Source organism: Cobetia sp. PDI-12MA (assembly GCF_059507695.1).
In genome coordinates this window covers 324,851-339,368 of sequence record NZ_CM183351.1, presented here as the reverse complement: position 1 = coordinate 339,368, position 14,518 = coordinate 324,851, and the positions used below count along the sequence as shown (strand labels likewise).

Sequence of the window (14,518 nt, the reverse complement as noted above, 5' to 3'; positions counted from 1 at the left end):
CTTCAATGCTTCTTGCTTCTCGCTTCACCCTCAAGGAAATCGCCATGACTGACCTGCCTGCCATGCCGCCGCTGCCGGAAAATCGTCCCGTGCCGGGCCTCTACCGCCACTACAAGGGCGCGCAGTACGAAGTGATCGGCACCAGTCGCCACAGCGAGACCGAAGAACTGCTGGTGGTCTATCGTGCCTTGTATGGTGAATGCGGGCTGTGGGTGCGCCCGCTGAGCATGTTCATGGAGAACGTCGAGATCCAGGGCGAGCCGGTGCCACGCTTCGCGCTGGTCTCGGCGTGGTCCTGCTGATCCACGGGCGCACCCACATCCTGACCGTCCAGACAGGTACATGCCGCCTGTCGGTCGCGGTGCTATACTGCGCCGCTTGTTTTTCCAGACATACGCATTGAGCCGCTTGCGGGCATGATCTGCCCGCGCGGCTCGGCCACGCCCACACAGCGCATTGCCCGGCACGTCTGGCAGGCACTGTGAGCTGGTTCATACCACGTCAAGAGCGGAGGAAGCATGAGCGCACTGGTTGGTGTCATCATGGGATCAAAATCGGATTGGGCGACCATGTGCCATACGGTCGAAACCCTGGAAGCGCTGGGGATCGAACACGAAGTCAAGGTCGTCTCTGCCCATCGCACGCCCGACCTGCTGTTCGACTATGCCGATACCGCTGCCGAGCGTGGCCTTGAGGTCATCATCGCCGGTGCCGGCGGCGCGGCGCACCTGCCGGGCATGTGTGCCGCCAAGACCTGGCTGCCGGTGCTGGGCGTGCCGGTGCAGTCCAGCATGCTGTCAGGTGTCGATTCCCTGCTCTCCATCGTGCAGATGCCCGCCGGCATCCCCACCGGCACGCTGGCCATCGGCCGCGCCGGTGCCGTGAATGCCGCGCTGCTGGCCGCCAGCCAGCTGGCCAACAAGTACCCGGCCATCCGCACCGCGCTGATCAACTTCCGTGCCGAGCAGACCGACCGTGTGCTCGACAATCCGGACCCGCGCCCCGACACACCCAGCCTGTCCCACGGAGGCGAGTAAGCCATGAGCCAGCCGTTCCGCTTCGGTATCGTCGGCGGCGGTCAGCTGGGCCGCATGTTGGCTCAGGCCGGCGCCGCCCTGAATGCCCGCTTCACCTTCCTTGATCCTTCGGATTCGCCCTGCGGTCGCGTCCACGGCCATCACCTCTGCGCCGATTGGCAGGATGATGCGGCCCTGACGCAGCTGGTGGCAGCGTCTGACGCCATCACCTTCGAGTTCGAGAACGTGCCGGCGGACGCCGTCGCGCATCTGGCGGCCGAGCGCCCGACCTTCCCGCCGGCTGGTGCCCTGGATACCGCGCGTGACCGCTGGAGCGAGAAATCGCTGTTCATGCGTCTTGGCATCGAGGTGCCGCCGCTGGCGCTGGTCGACAGCCAGGCGGATCTTGAAGCGGGCGTCGCGACCATCGGTCTGCCCGCCGTGCTCAAGACACGCACGCTGGGCTATGACGGCAAGGGCCAGAAGGTGCTGCGCGAGATGGCAGACGTCGCCGACACCTTCGCTGAACTTGGCAGTGTGCCGCTGATCCTGGAAGGCTTCATCGCCTTCGATCACGAAGTCTCGGTGATCGCGGTACGCGGTCGCGATGGCGAGACACGCGCCTGGCCGCTGTCGCGCAATGAACATCGCAGCGGCATCCTGCACTGCTCCACCCCGCTCGACTCCCACGGCCTGCAGGCCGAAGCCGAGGCGGCGGCTTTCAAGGTGATGCACGAGCTCGACTATGTCGGCGTGATGGCCTTCGAATTCTTCGTCGTCAAGAACGCCGATGGCAGCGAGCGCCTGCTGGCCAACGAGATCGCCCCGCGTGTGCACAACTCGGGGCACTGGAGCATCGAAGGCGCCGTCACCAGCCAGTTCGAGAATCACCTGCGTGCCGTCGCCGGCATGCCGCTGGGCGAGACCGCAATGCTCACGCCCTGCGCGATGCTCAACATCATCGGCCGCATGCCGGAACGTGACGCCGTGCTCGCCATTCCTGGCGCGCGCCTGCACGACTACGGCAAGGCGCCGCGCGCGGGCCGCAAGATCGGCCACATCACGGTGCTGGCTGGCGACAAGGAGAGCCTCGACGCACGCATCGCGGCTGTTGAAGCGCTGCTGGTCAATGAACTGGGCAAGTAAGCCGGTTCTGCGCCACTGAAGACAAAACGCCCCCACTGCCATCGGCAGCGGGGGCGTTTTCGTTTCGGCACGACTCAGCGCGCCACCAAGGGATCAGTCGATCTCGTGGTGGATCTGCTTCTGCAGGTAGAGCTCGATGCCGACCTTCTCGATTAGGCCCAGCTCGGTCTCCAGATGATCGATATGCTCTTCCTCGTCGTCGAGGATCTTGCGGAACAGATCACGCGAGGTGTAATCGCGAATCTGTTCGGCGTAGGCGATCGCTTCCTTCAGATCGCCATGTGCCTGGTGCTCCAGCGCCAGATCGCACTCGAGCATTTCCTTGGTGTTCTCGCCGATGCGCAGCTTGCCGAGGTCCTGCAGGTTGGGCAGACCTTCCAGGAACAGGATGCGCTCGATCAGGGTATCGGCGTGACGCATCTCTTCGATGGACTCGTCGTATTCCCACTTGGCCAGGCGCTTGAGGCCCCAGTCCTTGTACATGCGCGCATGCAGGAAGTACTGATTGATGGCGACCAGTTCGTTGGCCAGTATGGTGTTGAGATGCTCGATGATCTTGGGATCGCCTTTCATGTCGCCATTCCTCTCTTGTCAGGGTTGCTTCCTGTCAGGGTTGCTGCTTGCGTCAGGTTCTCTACTGCGCCTGATGACGGCATGCATCAGCCGCAGCGCGGGCACGTCAGGCGCGCCCTATCGGTCAGGTGCGGCAAGTATGGCGCAAAAACATGATTTTTTCGAGACATAGCAACAAGTTATCGACTTTTAGGCGCAAATGGGAAAGATTGGTATCCGCGTTGTCATGTAGCGGCCGACATCGACTTGCCTGGCGCCCATGCGAAAACGCCCGCCACCCGGTCTTGAGACCAGGTGGCGGGCGTTTTCGCATGGGCGCGAGTCCTTGCCGGGACTCGACGAGACCTGCGTCACACCGCGTAGGCGAGATCCTCTGCCGGCATCATTTCACGCGCGACCGCTTCGCGAGTGATGGTCTTGGCCATGCAGGCACATTTGCCGCACTGGGTCGCGCATCCGGTCTGCTCACGGACTTCGCGGAAGCTGCGCGCTCCCTGTTCCACGACTTCGCGGATCTTGTGGTCTGACACACCTTTGCACAGACAGACATACATGGCTCACCTCGCTCACTCCAAGTGAGACAAATGTAAATGATTCGCAGAAACATGCGCAACACCTGACTGCAAAAAATTCTCATTCCCACGATATATCAAATACTTGGCGAGGCGGTTTCGGGCCGGTTTGCGGTTGCGGAACACACGATCTCTCAAGCAGGCCACATCAGGCTCACAAAGCGATTGCCGTGGGCAAAGCCAGCGCCGTATAAAGAATGATGGCCCGTGGATGACAGAAAGGTAGGGTTGCGATTTCACACGAGGCCGCTAGTATGTATAACGATTTTTTATGCAATTCGAAAAACAATCGCACCAAAACATAATGAGTCATCGCTAGCCGATCACTCAGGCGGGTCACTCGAACGCAGCCCAGCTCCTCGCTCACCGGAAGCGCCGCGTCACGATGAAGGCAAATGACTGCCACGCCCCGCCAGGCAATCAGGAAAGAACATGAACAGGACACCGCAAGAGATTCCGTCGCTTCACCTCCTCATGGCCATGACCCGCATCGGCATGCCGATGATGGGCGCCATGCTGAAGCCGTGACCGGCCTGAATCCGTCTGCTGTTGCCCTATCTGCCGATTTCCGAACGCCAATCCGCAAGGAGCCCGATTTCATGTCAGTACAACTCGCCACCGCTGATCATCACGCCACGTCCCACCTGCCACTTGATCTGGACGCCGTCCGCGACGCCGGCAGCTGCTTCGGTGACCACCACCGCCTGCCGCTGACCCCGCTGCTGCGCAATCTCTATCGTGAAGCCCGCCGTGAAGGCCTGGTGGATGAGCATTGCAACGCGCGTGAGCTGATGAGTCATATCGCTCTGCCCCATGACCATGTGGTCACCCAGGAAATATCCGACCGTGTCTGGCGCTACAACGTCGGTTACTCCAACACCGGCGAGAGCACGGAACAGGGCGACCTGAGCGCGGCGCTGGACTCCCTGAACGAGCGTACCCTGGATGAGCCGCTGCCGGGTGCCCTGCAGCGCCTGACCGAATCCTGGCTGTACCTGCCGGGCGAGCTGGAAAGCCCACGTCAGGCCAGCGCCGACGTGCTGTGGCTCGACAAGCAGGGCCGTGCTCGCTACCGCCTGGATCAGGCGCGCCACTGGTTCGCCACCCTGCGCGATGAAGCCGTCGACATCGATGGCTGGCTGGCATGGCGCCTGACACACCTGCCGCTGACCAGCGCGCCGGTGCTCGATACCGTCAGCGCCTTCACGCGTCTGGCGCGCCTCGACCACGGTGGCCAGCGTCCGATCGGACAGCTGTCCTTCGTGCGCTACCGTGAGGGCGTGCGCCTGGAAGGCATGGGTACCGCGGTGATCGACCTGCCGCGCGAACTGCCCGAGGCAGCGGCACAGGAAGACAGCCTGGTGGTGTCACGCGCCAGCGTGGAGCGCATCATCACGCGCCTGGATGGCCTGCTGGGCGTCTGATCACGCCCTGCACTCGCGAAAAAGACAACGCCCCGCCAGTCGATGACTGGCGGGGCGTTGTCTTGTCTGACTGAGACCACTTTTGGCTGAGGTCACTTCTGGATGAGCTCACTGCTTTCCTGCACGGCGCACGCGCCAGAGGCGCTTCACTCGCGCCGCGGCTTGGGCACCACCACCACGCGAGTACCAGAGGCGATGTCCTGCCAGCTGCGCTGCTCAGGGTCCCACAGCTGCCAGACATACCCCAGTCCGCAGGTGCCCAGTGACAGCCCGGCAACCACGAAGCGTATCAGGCACTGCTGCAGCGTCGGGGCATGGCCCTGTGGCGTCTCGATGCGCAGCCGCCAGGCCTGCATGCCCAGCGTCATGCCACTGCGGCTCCAGCAGCCGCCGAAGAAGGCGAACATCGCCACCAGCAGCAGACTGCGGAACAGCGGCGACTGATTGGCCTCACCGCCATTGACGGCGACCCCGATGAAGCCCAGCACGATCAGCAGCGCCATCACGAGGAAGGCGTCATAGACCACGCCGCCCAGACGCCGCATCAGGCCCGCAGGGCGCGCTCCCTGCGGGTCGAGACGGCGGCGAGAGTGCGGGGCGCCCCTAGCCACTGCGCCGGATCAGCAGCAGGCCGATCACGTAACAGGCCAGCATCGGCGCCAGCACCGCCCAGATGGGCGCGAAGCCGAACACCACCGAGGCCGGGGCGAGCAGGTCCTGCAGATACTTGAACAGCAGGCCAACCACGATGCCGTAGAAGACCCGTGTCCCCGCCGCCACCGTGCGCAAGGGTCCGAACACGAAGGAGGCGGCCACTAGCACCAGCGCCGCCAGTGTCAGCGGCTGCAGAATCTTCTGCCAGAAGTAGAGCAGCGGCTGATTGGCCGACAGCCCCTGGTCCTGCAGGTAGCGGGAATAGCGCCATAGATCCGAGGCTGACTGCTGCTTGGGGTCGCTGATGACCAGCTTGAGCAGGTCCGGCGTCAGCTGGGTATCCCACTCGCAGGTCTCCTGCTGAGCCACCGTGGTGGCGCTCGGCTCGCCATCCCGGGACTCGAAGGTGGTGGTCTGCACTGCCTCCAGCGTCCAGCCATCGTCCTGCCAGACGGCGCGCCTGGCGTAGAGCGCCTGGGTCAGATGGCGCTCGTCATCGAAGCGATAGCGGGTGACGTTGAGCACCACATCATCGCTGCGAATCGAGCCGAATCGGTAGTAGTCGTTGCCCTCGCGCTGCCAGCCGCCACCTTCCGCGTAGACGGCACCTGCACCCTGCTGCTTCTCGGCGCGCCAGGCGTCGGCCTGCAGTTCGGTGACGGGGGCGACGTATTCACCGACCGCCATGGTGATGGCGATGACCAGCCCCAGCGGCTTCATCACGCCCCATAGAATGCGCGTCAGTGAACGACCGGCGGCACGCATGATGGTCAGTTCATTGCTCGAGGCCATGCTGCCCAGCCCGATCAGGGCGCCCAGCAGTACGCCGACCGGCACGAATTCGTAGAAGCGCGAGGGCAGACGCATCAGCAGATAGAGGAGCACTTCAAAGGCGCCATAGTCGCCTTTCACGTCCCCCAGATCATTGATGTAGGTGATCATCAGGTCGAGCCCGAGAATCAGTACCTGTACCACCAGCATGGCCACCAGCACATTGCGGGCGATGTAACGGTCGAGACGATCAAGCAGCATCAGCGGCCACCTCCGCGGTTGTCGCGCCAGCTCAGCCAGATGCCGAGCGCCAGATAGACGCCGTGAATGGGCCACAGACCAATGGCGGCCGGGTACTTCTCGGATGCGACGGCATTCTGCGCCGCGATCAACAGACTGAGATAGGTAATGTGCACGAAGATGGCCGGCAACAGACGCGCGAAACGCCCCTGACGCGGATTGACGCGCGCCAGCGGCAGACCGATCAGCATCAGGATCGGCACCATCAACGGCAGCGAGATGCGCCACTGCAGCTGGGCCCTGGCCTCCGGAAGATCGGAAGCCAAGAGCTGCGCCGTGGTCGCAAGCTCGATGTCTTCCTTGAGAGTCGCGGCATCCTGGCCCTCGGTGATGCGCACGCCGTAGCGATCAAAGCCCAGTCGCTGGGCGATCGCCTTGCCCGGTTCCACCCCGTAGCGCGTGCCGTCGCTCAACACCAGATAGCGGCTGCCGGTCTCGGGGCTGACTTCCTGGAAGGCACGCTCGGCGCGCACCACCGATTGGCTGGGATCGCTGTCGGGCGTGCTGGCGGCATTGCTGTCACCTGCCTCGGCGATGAAGACGTTTTCCAGCTCGCTGTTGTCATCGCTCATGCTCTCGGCATAGACGGTGCGATTGCCGATCTCCTGGAAGCGTCCCGCGCCGAGAATCGAGAAGTCGGTCTTCTGCTTCTGCTGCTCGAGCAACAGCTCATTCTTGAGCGCGCCAGCAGGCGTCAGATAGAGGCTGCAGGCCGCGACCAGCGCCGTGATCAACAGCGCCGGCAGCAGGGTGACACGCAGCAGGCGCTCAGGGCCGACGCCACAGGCGACCAGCACGGTGATCTCGCTGTTCATGTACAGCTGCCCGAAGGCCAGCAACACGGCAAGGAAGAAGGACAGCGGCAGCAGCAGCTCAAAGAAACCCGGCAGGTGATAGAGCATCAGGCTGCCGAGAATCGACGCCGGGAAATCCCCCTCCGCCGCATCACTGAAATAGCGGATGAATCGGCTGCCCATGATGACAAGCATCAGCACCCCGGCCACGGCGGCCATGGTGGTGAGTATCTCGCGTGTCAGGTAGCGGAAGATGATCAAGTGGAACTCCTGTTTCCCGCTCGCAAGCGAGCGTGTTGACCAGATCGATGATAGCCGGTGGAGGAATGGTCATGATCACATGAAGGCATCATCCCCCTCATGCATGGTGCGCAGCCTTTGCGTACACTGGCGGCACGGGTCTGAAGACTGGACGGGAGCGGCTCCCCCTCATGCAGCAGCATTATCCAGAAAGGATGCTGCCTTGTCGCGGCTCCAGGCATTGCCGTGGACAGCCTGACATGATGGACTGCCCTCACTCGTGCGTGCCAGCTCAGCTTGTCATGAGCGGTCTGCGCCCCCATCCAGACCATGACCCCGATGTCGCCGCGAGCCGGGCACGCCTGGCCTGGCGACATCCTTCATTCTTGTACTGTTCATCTTCGTACCCTCACTCGCGCGCGTGGAGTTGCCATGGAATTTCCTGTAGTCACTGCCAATCCGGCCCAGCTTGAAACCGCCTGCATCGTGGTACCTGTCATTGAGGGCGACCTCACCGGTGCTGCGGCACGACTCGACGATGCCAGCGAGAAGCTGATTTCCCAGCTGATCGAGCGCGGCGACTTCAAGCCCGAGCTCGGCAATACCCTGCTGGTGCCCTTCGCTCCGGGCCTCGGCGCTCAGCGCCTGCTGCTGGCCGGTTTCGGCAGCGAGGAAAAGCTCGACGAAAGCCGTTACAAGCGTGGCCTCGACGCCGCCATGACTGCCCTGCTCAAGCTGCCCGTCGAAGACGCGGCCTTCGCTGGCCTCGAGCTGAATCTCGAGCTGCGTGAGGCTGACTGGATGGCGCGCATGATCGCCGAGAGCGCACTGCGCACTGCCTATCGCTTCACCGAGATGAAGAGCAAGCCGGGCGAGCCAGTCTCTCTGACCCGCCTGAGCGTGGTTAGTGCCGACAAGCAGCGTCAGGCCGTACTGGAAGCCGGCCTGCGTGTCGGTGCCGCCATCGGCATGGGCGTCAATGAAGCGCGCACGCTGGGCAACCTGCCGGGCAACATCTGCACGCCGCGCTACCTGGGCGAGCGTGCCGAGCAACTGGGTGCCGCCTCGGATGGCGCCCTGAAAGTGACCGTGCTCGGTGAAGAAGAGCTCGAGGAGCTCGGCGCCCTGTCCCTGCTGTCGGTCGGCCGCGGCAGTGAAGAGCCGAGCCGCCTGATCGTGATGGAATACCGCGGCGCGGAAGACGAGAACGAAGCCCCGCACGTGCTGGTCGGCAAGGGCATCACCTTCGATACCGGCGGCATCTCGCTCAAGCCGGGCGCCGGCATGGACGAGATGAAGTACGACATGGGCGGCGCGGCCAGCGTGTTCGGCACCATGCGCACCGTGCTGGAACTCAAGCCCAAGCTCAACGTGGTAGCCATCGTGGCCAGCGCCGAGAACATGCCGGACGGCCGCGCCACCAAGCCGGGCGACATCATCAAGACCCTGAAGGGTCTGACCGTCGAAGTCCTCAACACCGACGCCGAAGGTCGTCTGGTGCTGTGCGATGCGCTGACCTACGCCGAGCGCTTCGAGCCGGCCAGCGTCGTCGACATCGCCACCCTGACCGGTGCCTGCGTCATCGCTCTGGGCAACCACGCCACCGGTCTGATCTCCAATGATGATGACCTGGCACTCGACCTGCTTGACGCCGGCGAAGAAGCCTGGGACCGCGCCTGGCACATGCCGCTGTGGGACGAGTATCAGACGCAGCTGGATTCCAACTTCGCCGACATCGCCAACATCGGCGGTCGCGAAGCCGGCATGATCACCGCAGGTTGCTTCCTGTCCCGCTTCGCGGACACCTTCCCGTGGGCGCATCTGGATATCGCCGGCACCGCCTGGATGTCCGGCAAGCAGAAAGGCGCCAGCGGCCGCCCGGTAGGCCTTCTGACCCAGTACCTGCTGGATCGCGAAGCGGAACTCAGCGCCCCGCAGGAAGAGACCGTCTGAGGCTTCGCATGCTCTCGATAGCGTGCTAGCGTTGAGACACGCGGGTCGCGACGCCACTCGGCACCGCTGACCCGAGAGGTCCTATAAAAATGACTCGACCCCCGGCGTTCCGCGTCGGGGGTCTCGCTGCTACGGAGACACCCACGTGACCAAAGGCTTCGACGTCCGCGCGTCCACGCAACCGGCGGATGCTGCCGTTCGTGACACCATTCTGGCCAATCCCGGTTTCGGCCGTCACTTCAGCGATCACATGGCCCATGTACGCTGGACCACCGACGGCGGCTGGCACGGCCATGAAGTCCGCCCCTACGGCCCGCTGAGCCTCGACCCCGCCGCCTCGGTACTGCACTACGCCCAGGAAATCTTCGAAGGTATCAAGGCCTACCGTCATGAAGACGGCTCGGTGTGGACCTTCCGCCCCGAGAAGAACGCCGCACGTTTCCGCAACTCCGCCCGCCGCCTGGCACTGCCGGAGCTGTCCGACGAGGACTTCGTCGGCTCGCTCAAGGCCCTGCTCGCGCAGGACAGCGCCTGGGTACCGACCCCGGCCAGTGTCAGTGACGAATGCAGCCTCTATCTGCGTCCGTTCATGATCGCCAGCGAAGCCTTCCTCGGCGTGCGTCCGTCGCGTGAAGTCGATTACTACGTGATCGCCTCACCGGTAGCGGCCTACTTCAAGGGCGGCATCAAGCCGGTCTCCATCTGGCTGTCCTCGCACTACAACCGTGCGGCCGCCGGCGGTACCGGTTTCGCCAAGTGCGGCGGCAACTACGCGGGTTCACTGGCCGCGCAGAGCGAAGCCTCCGCCAATGGCTGTGACCAGGTCGTGTTCCTGGACGCCGCCGAGAACAAGTGGGTCGAGGAACTGGGCGGCATGAACCTGTTCTTCGTCTTCAAGGACGGCCGTCTGGTCACGCCGCGCCTGACCGGCACCATTCTGGAAGGTGTCACCCGTGACTCCATCCTGACCATGGCGACCGACCTGGGCCTGACGCCGGAAGAGCGCCCGATCAGCATCGACGAGTGGCGTGAAGGCATCGCCTCCGGCGAGATCACCGAGGTGTTCGCCTGCGGCACCGCCGCCGTCATCACCCCGGTGGGCAAGCTGGTCAGTGAAGAAGGTCGCCTCGACCTGACCGCCAACGCCGGTGATGTCGCCATGCGTCTGCGCAGCCAGCTGCTGGACCTGCAATACGGTCGCGCTGAAGACACGCGTGGCTGGATGACGCGCCTGGCTTAAGTGCGAGGAACAAGCCCTCGAGCCTGCCCCTGTGGCTTGAAGGATGACCAAAACCCCAAGGCCCGCCTCGAAAGAGGCGGGCCTTGGGGTTTCTGGCGCACGGATATCTGACTACGGAAAGACGTCAGGGGAGGCAGGCTGCATCGAAGCCGCGCGGCGAGTGCGGTATCCTGAGCGCTCGAGAATTCCTTGCCCGAGCGGTGCCCATGACCCAGATCGACTTCTACATCCTGCCCGACACCACGCTGGAAGCCCGGCTGGAATTCGCCTGCCGGCTGGCCGAGACCATTCACTCCAAGGGCTTTCGCCTGCATGTGCATGTCGAGGACGAGGCGATGGCACGTCAGTTCGATGAACATCTGTGGCAATTCCGCCCGGAAAGCTTCGTGCCCCATGCGTTGGATATCGATCTCGACATGGCCGCCCGCGAGGCCGAACACGCCGATGACGTGCCGCGCCCGCCGGTCACCATCGGCTGGCAGGACGCCCCGGCGCCGGGTATCGAGGCGCTGCTCAACCTGCACCCCGAGATTCCCGAGTGGTTCTCACGCTTCGAGCGCGTCGCCGAGATTATCAATCAGCATCAGGATGTGCTGGTAACCAAGCGCGAATGCTGGCGCACCTACAAGTCGCGCGGTTATGCCGTGCGCTCGCATCAGCTCAAGGGCGTCGGCTGAGCGACACGCCATGCGTCAGCGGTCCGTATTGCAGGCACGCTGGTAGTTGTCCATCAGATGCGTCATCCAGCGTTCGATATCGGCCATGCCCGGTGGACTTTCACCGCTGTCGAAGAAGGCCTCGGGCAGGCCGCCTGCGGCTTCGCTGGCGTCACGCTCCCCGATACGCACGGCCCACAACGGCAGTTCGCGCGGCATGCGCTGGATCTCGGCGAACAGCGCTGCAACGTTCATGTCAGGCACATCGCCGAAGATGACCAGACACGGGCTGATATCTCGCACCAGGCGCAACGCCTGGGCTGCACTGTTGGCGATGATGATCTCCAGATTGGCGACGTGACTGCCGATCACCTCGAGGCGCAGGCGGTCCTGCGCCCGTGTGCTGATCACCAGCCAGCGACAGGGCACCGGCAATACCTTCTCCGCCGACCACGCCGCCTGGACGACGCGCTCATGGGCGCTGACATCCGCCAGTGGCAACCAGACCCGGAAGCTGGCGCCCTCGCCCAGTTCGCCCCGCGCCGTGATATCACCGCCCATGCGGCGGGCAAGCTCCCGCGACAGCGCAAGCCCGAGCCCGGTACCCTCGATGCCTGAATCTTCACGCCCCAGACGCGAGAACGGCTGGAACAGCTGGACCGCCTGCGCGGAATCAAAGCCGAAACCGCCATCGGTGATTTCCACCCAGCCCATCTCCACCCCGCTGGCATTGCGCTCCTGGCCGATGGCCAGGCGAATCCACCCTCCCTCGCGATTGTACTTGATGGCGTTGCCCATCAGGTTGCCGAGAATCTGATCCAGTCGACGCTGGTCGGCATTCAGCCACAGTGACTCGCCTTCCAGTGCCAGCGATAGCGTCAGATTGGCACTCTCCAGGCGCGGCTGATATTGCCCCGCCAGCCGTATCAGCTTCTGGCCCACCGAGAGGGGTTGGCAATCCAGCGGCAGGTCACCAGCCTCCAGACTCGACATCTGCAGCACGTCCTCGATCAGCGCCGACAGCTGTGCCGCCGCATGACTGGCCTCATCCACGTAGCGGCGCTGCTCGCGGGTCAGGTCGGCTTCCTCACAGAGCAGGTCCGTGAAGCCCATGATGGCATTGAGCGGGGTGCGAATCTCGTGACTGAAACTCGAAAAGAAACGCGACTTGGACTGGCTGGCCTCGGTGGCACTGTCGCGGGCCGCCTCCAGCAGCTTGAGCGACTGCTTGTGGCGCTGGATGTCCAGCGCAAGCCCGGTAGCGCGCTGTGGCCGGCCCTCATGATCACGCCGGGTGATCTGGCCGCGAATCTGCACCCAGACCCAGTGACCACGCGCATGCCGATAGCGGACGTCACGTGCCTCGGCCCAGCTCTCACCGTGCATGACTCGCCAGCGCGCCTCGAGCAGACCGACGAGGTCTTCCGGGTGCGTCATGGCGTCAAGGTCCGCCAGATGCATGCTGGCGCGGACCGGCAGTCCCAGCATCAGGAAGAAATTCTCGTGCAGGTAGAGATCGTCCTGTTCGAAGTCATAGCGCCAGGTGGCATCGCCGGAGGCCGCCATCACCATCTCGACGTGCCGCGCACCTTCGGCGCGTTCAAGCTCGATCTGATCGCGCCGCTGGGCCGCTTCGCGCAATGCCTCGCCGGCCTGGTCCAGCTCCTGCAGCTGGAAGCGCTCGCGAATTACGGGCTGGCCGCGACCGATGCGCAGTGCCATGTCGCTGAGGCGTGCCAGTGATTCGGACAGGGTGGCCGCCATGGTCTCGGCCCGCCAACGCATCACCACCAGCAGGGCGAAGAAGAACAGGATCAGTCCCACCAGCATCACGTAGCCCAGCTGGTTGAAACGCTCATTCCAGATATCGATGCCGCTGTTCACCTGCTGCGCATCCACCACCGCCAGCAACCGCCATTCGGTGCCCGGCACCGATTGCCAGCCGACCAGCCGCTCACCGGCGAGCAAGGAAACGCTGCGCACGCCCTGCGCCTCATCCGAGATGCTGCGCAGCAGATGCGCCATGGCCGGGGAGTTCTCGACATCATGCGCCGTATCGAGGAAGCGATCGTGCAGCAGCGGCATCGGCACCACTTCGGGATCGGGCTGGGGGCCGAAATCCTGCTCGCCGACATGCGGCATGGCCATGACGACATCGTCACTCACCAGAATCAGATAGGCGCCCCAGGGCAGCTCGGCATTTTCGAGCCGCTCGACCAGAGAATCGAGGGTGACATCGATCCCGACCACGCCTTCGAGGAAGTCGCCGCGATGGACCGGCATCAGCGTCGAGACCAGCCAGCCGCTGCCGACCGGGTCCTGGTAGGGCGGCGTGATGACGGCGCCACGACTCGGGTTGTTGCGGTCATCCGCCAGGTAGTAGAAGCCGTAGCTGGTGAGGTCGACGCCGGGCGTGAAGATGTTGCGGGTATCGGTCCACGGCAACATGCGGAAATAGCCATCGTAGCCGGAGAACCAGATCTGGCGCAGCTCGGGTTGCGTGGCGAGCATGTCCGACACCTGAGCGTCCATTGCCGAGAGGCGCACCACCTTGTCGTGGTCCTGCAGATAGCTGGGCACCAGCGAGGAGTAGTAGGAGCCGGCGCCACCATCATTCCTGGCGACGTACAGGGTGCCGTCGCCCGCGCTCATGTGGCGCTTCAGCTCCTGCTCGCGCTGGCGGGCCGTCACGGGGGTATCCATGTGACGCAGAGCACTGCGCGCCAGCTGGCGGGCATCGCTGCGCCAGTCGTCCGCCAGCAGGCTGATATGCTCTGCCTCGTAATGGGTCAGCTGCTCGAGCTGGGTATTCACCCGCTCACTGCGCGTGGAGTCCTGCTGCCCGGAGACCAGCCAGTGCAGCACCAGATAGCAGCCCAGCAGCGCCACCTCGAGCACCAGCAATGGCACCAGCGCATGACGCAGCAGCTCATGCCAGACCCAACGACGAGTCGGACGAGGGGCACCGTCCGTGGGGCGAGGCTTGGACATTGCGGCTCCGCGAGCGTGAGAAAATGGGAAGTGTGCGAGGCGGCAAGCCTCGGCCTGATGAGGTCGCAACAGGATACGGCATCAGTGCGTGGATGTTGCCTGCTTTATGAAAACTGCGTCTGCCGGACGCCACGAGGGCCTGCCCGCCAAGACCGAATGACGCCCGACATCAGCGGCGCTATAATCGA

The 14,518-nt window shown here is 64.0% G+C and carries 13 protein-coding genes; 7 read left to right on the top strand and 6 right to left on the bottom strand.

Annotation, left to right across the window (positions count from 1 at the left end; genetic code table 11):
* The first annotated feature begins 44 nt into the window (after positions 1-44).
* The 3 genes from AC5WNI_RS01545 (at position 45) to AC5WNI_RS01535 (ending at position 2,162) form a co-directional block, all read left to right on the top strand.
* Entirely contained in the window at positions 45-302 is a 258-nt protein-coding gene (locus tag AC5WNI_RS01545) for a DUF1653 domain-containing protein (RefSeq protein WP_225996526.1), read from the top strand.
* 216 nt (positions 303-518) lie between these two features.
* A complete protein-coding gene (gene purE / locus AC5WNI_RS01540; protein ID WP_487885861.1) occupies positions 519-1,037 on the top strand; it encodes a 5-(carboxyamino)imidazole ribonucleotide mutase in 519 nt (172 codons plus the stop codon).
* Between the two features lie 3 nt (positions 1,038-1,040).
* Entirely contained in the window at positions 1,041-2,162 is a 1,122-nt protein-coding gene (locus tag AC5WNI_RS01535; protein ID WP_368447991.1) for a 5-(carboxyamino)imidazole ribonucleotide synthase, read from the top strand.
* 93 nt (positions 2,163-2,255) lie between these two features.
* On the opposite strand, the gene bfr is transcribed toward AC5WNI_RS01535, so the two are convergent.
* Positions 2,256-2,735, bottom strand: a complete 480-nt coding sequence (gene bfr / locus AC5WNI_RS01530) for a bacterioferritin (protein WP_131431198.1) — start codon at positions 2,733-2,735, stop codon at positions 2,256-2,258.
* Between the two features lie 350 nt (positions 2,736-3,085).
* Positions 3,086-3,289, bottom strand: coding sequence for a bacterioferritin-associated ferredoxin (locus AC5WNI_RS01525; RefSeq protein ID WP_043333196.1), 204 nt, complete (start codon positions 3,287-3,289; stop codon positions 3,086-3,088).
* A gap of 617 nt (positions 3,290-3,906) precedes the next feature.
* On the opposite strand from AC5WNI_RS01525, the gene AC5WNI_RS01520 reads away from it, so the two are divergent.
* Complete coding sequence (locus tag AC5WNI_RS01520; protein ID WP_175090021.1) at positions 3,907-4,731, top strand: hypothetical protein; 825 nt, start codon at positions 3,907-3,909, stop codon at positions 4,729-4,731.
* Positions 4,732-4,877: 146 nt separating this feature from the next.
* Here AC5WNI_RS01520 and AC5WNI_RS01515 read toward each other — a convergent pair whose 3' ends face one another.
* From AC5WNI_RS01515 to lptF, 3 genes are read right to left on the bottom strand one after another with little or no spacing between them, the layout of a single operon-like run.
* Positions 4,878-5,342, bottom strand: coding sequence for an RDD family protein (locus AC5WNI_RS01515; protein WP_282627884.1), 465 nt, complete (start codon positions 5,340-5,342; stop codon positions 4,878-4,880).
* Positions 5,335-6,417 (bottom strand): LPS export ABC transporter permease LptG, encoded by a 1,083-nt coding sequence (gene lptG / locus AC5WNI_RS01510; protein ID WP_175090022.1) that lies wholly within the window; start codon positions 6,415-6,417, stop codon positions 5,335-5,337. The genes AC5WNI_RS01515 and lptG overlap by 8 nt, the downstream gene beginning before the upstream one ends.
* Positions 6,417-7,511 (bottom strand): LPS export ABC transporter permease LptF, encoded by a 1,095-nt coding sequence (gene lptF / locus AC5WNI_RS01505; protein WP_175090023.1) that lies wholly within the window; start codon positions 7,509-7,511, stop codon positions 6,417-6,419. The genes lptG and lptF overlap by 1 nt, the downstream gene beginning before the upstream one ends.
* 411 nt (positions 7,512-7,922) lie before the next feature.
* On the opposite strand from lptF, the gene AC5WNI_RS01500 reads away from it, so the two are divergent.
* From AC5WNI_RS01500 to AC5WNI_RS01490, 3 genes are all read left to right on the top strand, one after another.
* A complete protein-coding gene (locus AC5WNI_RS01500) occupies positions 7,923-9,443 on the top strand; it encodes a leucyl aminopeptidase (protein ID WP_175090024.1) in 1,521 nt (506 codons plus the stop codon).
* Positions 9,444-9,588: 145 nt separating this feature from the next.
* The gene (locus AC5WNI_RS01495) at positions 9,589-10,683 is read left to right on the top strand and encodes a branched-chain amino acid aminotransferase (RefSeq protein ID WP_175090025.1); all 1,095 of its coding nucleotides are present in this window, start codon (positions 9,589-9,591) and stop codon (positions 10,681-10,683) included.
* A gap of 206 nt (positions 10,684-10,889) precedes the next feature.
* Positions 10,890-11,360, top strand: a complete 471-nt coding sequence (locus tag AC5WNI_RS01490; protein WP_175090026.1) for a DNA polymerase III subunit chi — start codon at positions 10,890-10,892, stop codon at positions 11,358-11,360.
* A gap of 15 nt (positions 11,361-11,375) precedes the next feature.
* Here AC5WNI_RS01490 and AC5WNI_RS01485 read toward each other — a convergent pair whose 3' ends face one another.
* Positions 11,376-14,330 (bottom strand): cache domain-containing sensor histidine kinase, encoded by a 2,955-nt coding sequence (locus AC5WNI_RS01485; RefSeq protein WP_487885859.1) that lies wholly within the window; start codon positions 14,328-14,330, stop codon positions 11,376-11,378.
* Positions 14,331-14,518 lie beyond the last annotated feature (188 nt).

Excerpts from the sequence above, each read along its gene's own strand:
- AC5WNI_RS01485 (WP_487885859.1), bottom strand. The coding sequence starts at position 14,330 with ATGTCCAAGCCTCGCCCCACGGACGGTGCCCCTCGTCCGACTCGTCGT.
- lptG (WP_175090022.1), bottom strand. The coding sequence starts at position 6,417 with ATGCTGCTTGATCGTCTCGACCGTTACATCGCCCGCAATGTGCTGGTG.
- purE (WP_487885861.1), top strand. The coding sequence starts at position 519 with ATGAGCGCACTGGTTGGTGTCATCATGGGATCAAAATCGGATTGGGCG.
- bfr (WP_131431198.1), bottom strand. The coding sequence starts at position 2,735 with ATGAAAGGCGATCCCAAGATCATCGAGCATCTCAACACCATACTGGCC.
- AC5WNI_RS01500 (WP_175090024.1), top strand. The coding sequence starts at position 7,923 with ATGGAATTTCCTGTAGTCACTGCCAATCCGGCCCAGCTTGAAACCGCC.
- AC5WNI_RS01545 (WP_225996526.1), top strand. The coding sequence starts at position 45 with ATGACTGACCTGCCTGCCATGCCGCCGCTGCCGGAAAATCGTCCCGTG.
- AC5WNI_RS01535 (WP_368447991.1), top strand. The coding sequence starts at position 1,041 with ATGAGCCAGCCGTTCCGCTTCGGTATCGTCGGCGGCGGTCAGCTGGGC.
- AC5WNI_RS01520 (WP_175090021.1), top strand. The coding sequence starts at position 3,907 with ATGTCAGTACAACTCGCCACCGCTGATCATCACGCCACGTCCCACCTG.
- AC5WNI_RS01490 (WP_175090026.1), top strand. The coding sequence starts at position 10,890 with ATGACCCAGATCGACTTCTACATCCTGCCCGACACCACGCTGGAAGCC.
- AC5WNI_RS01525 (WP_043333196.1), bottom strand. The coding sequence starts at position 3,289 with ATGTATGTCTGTCTGTGCAAAGGTGTGTCAGACCACAAGATCCGCGAA.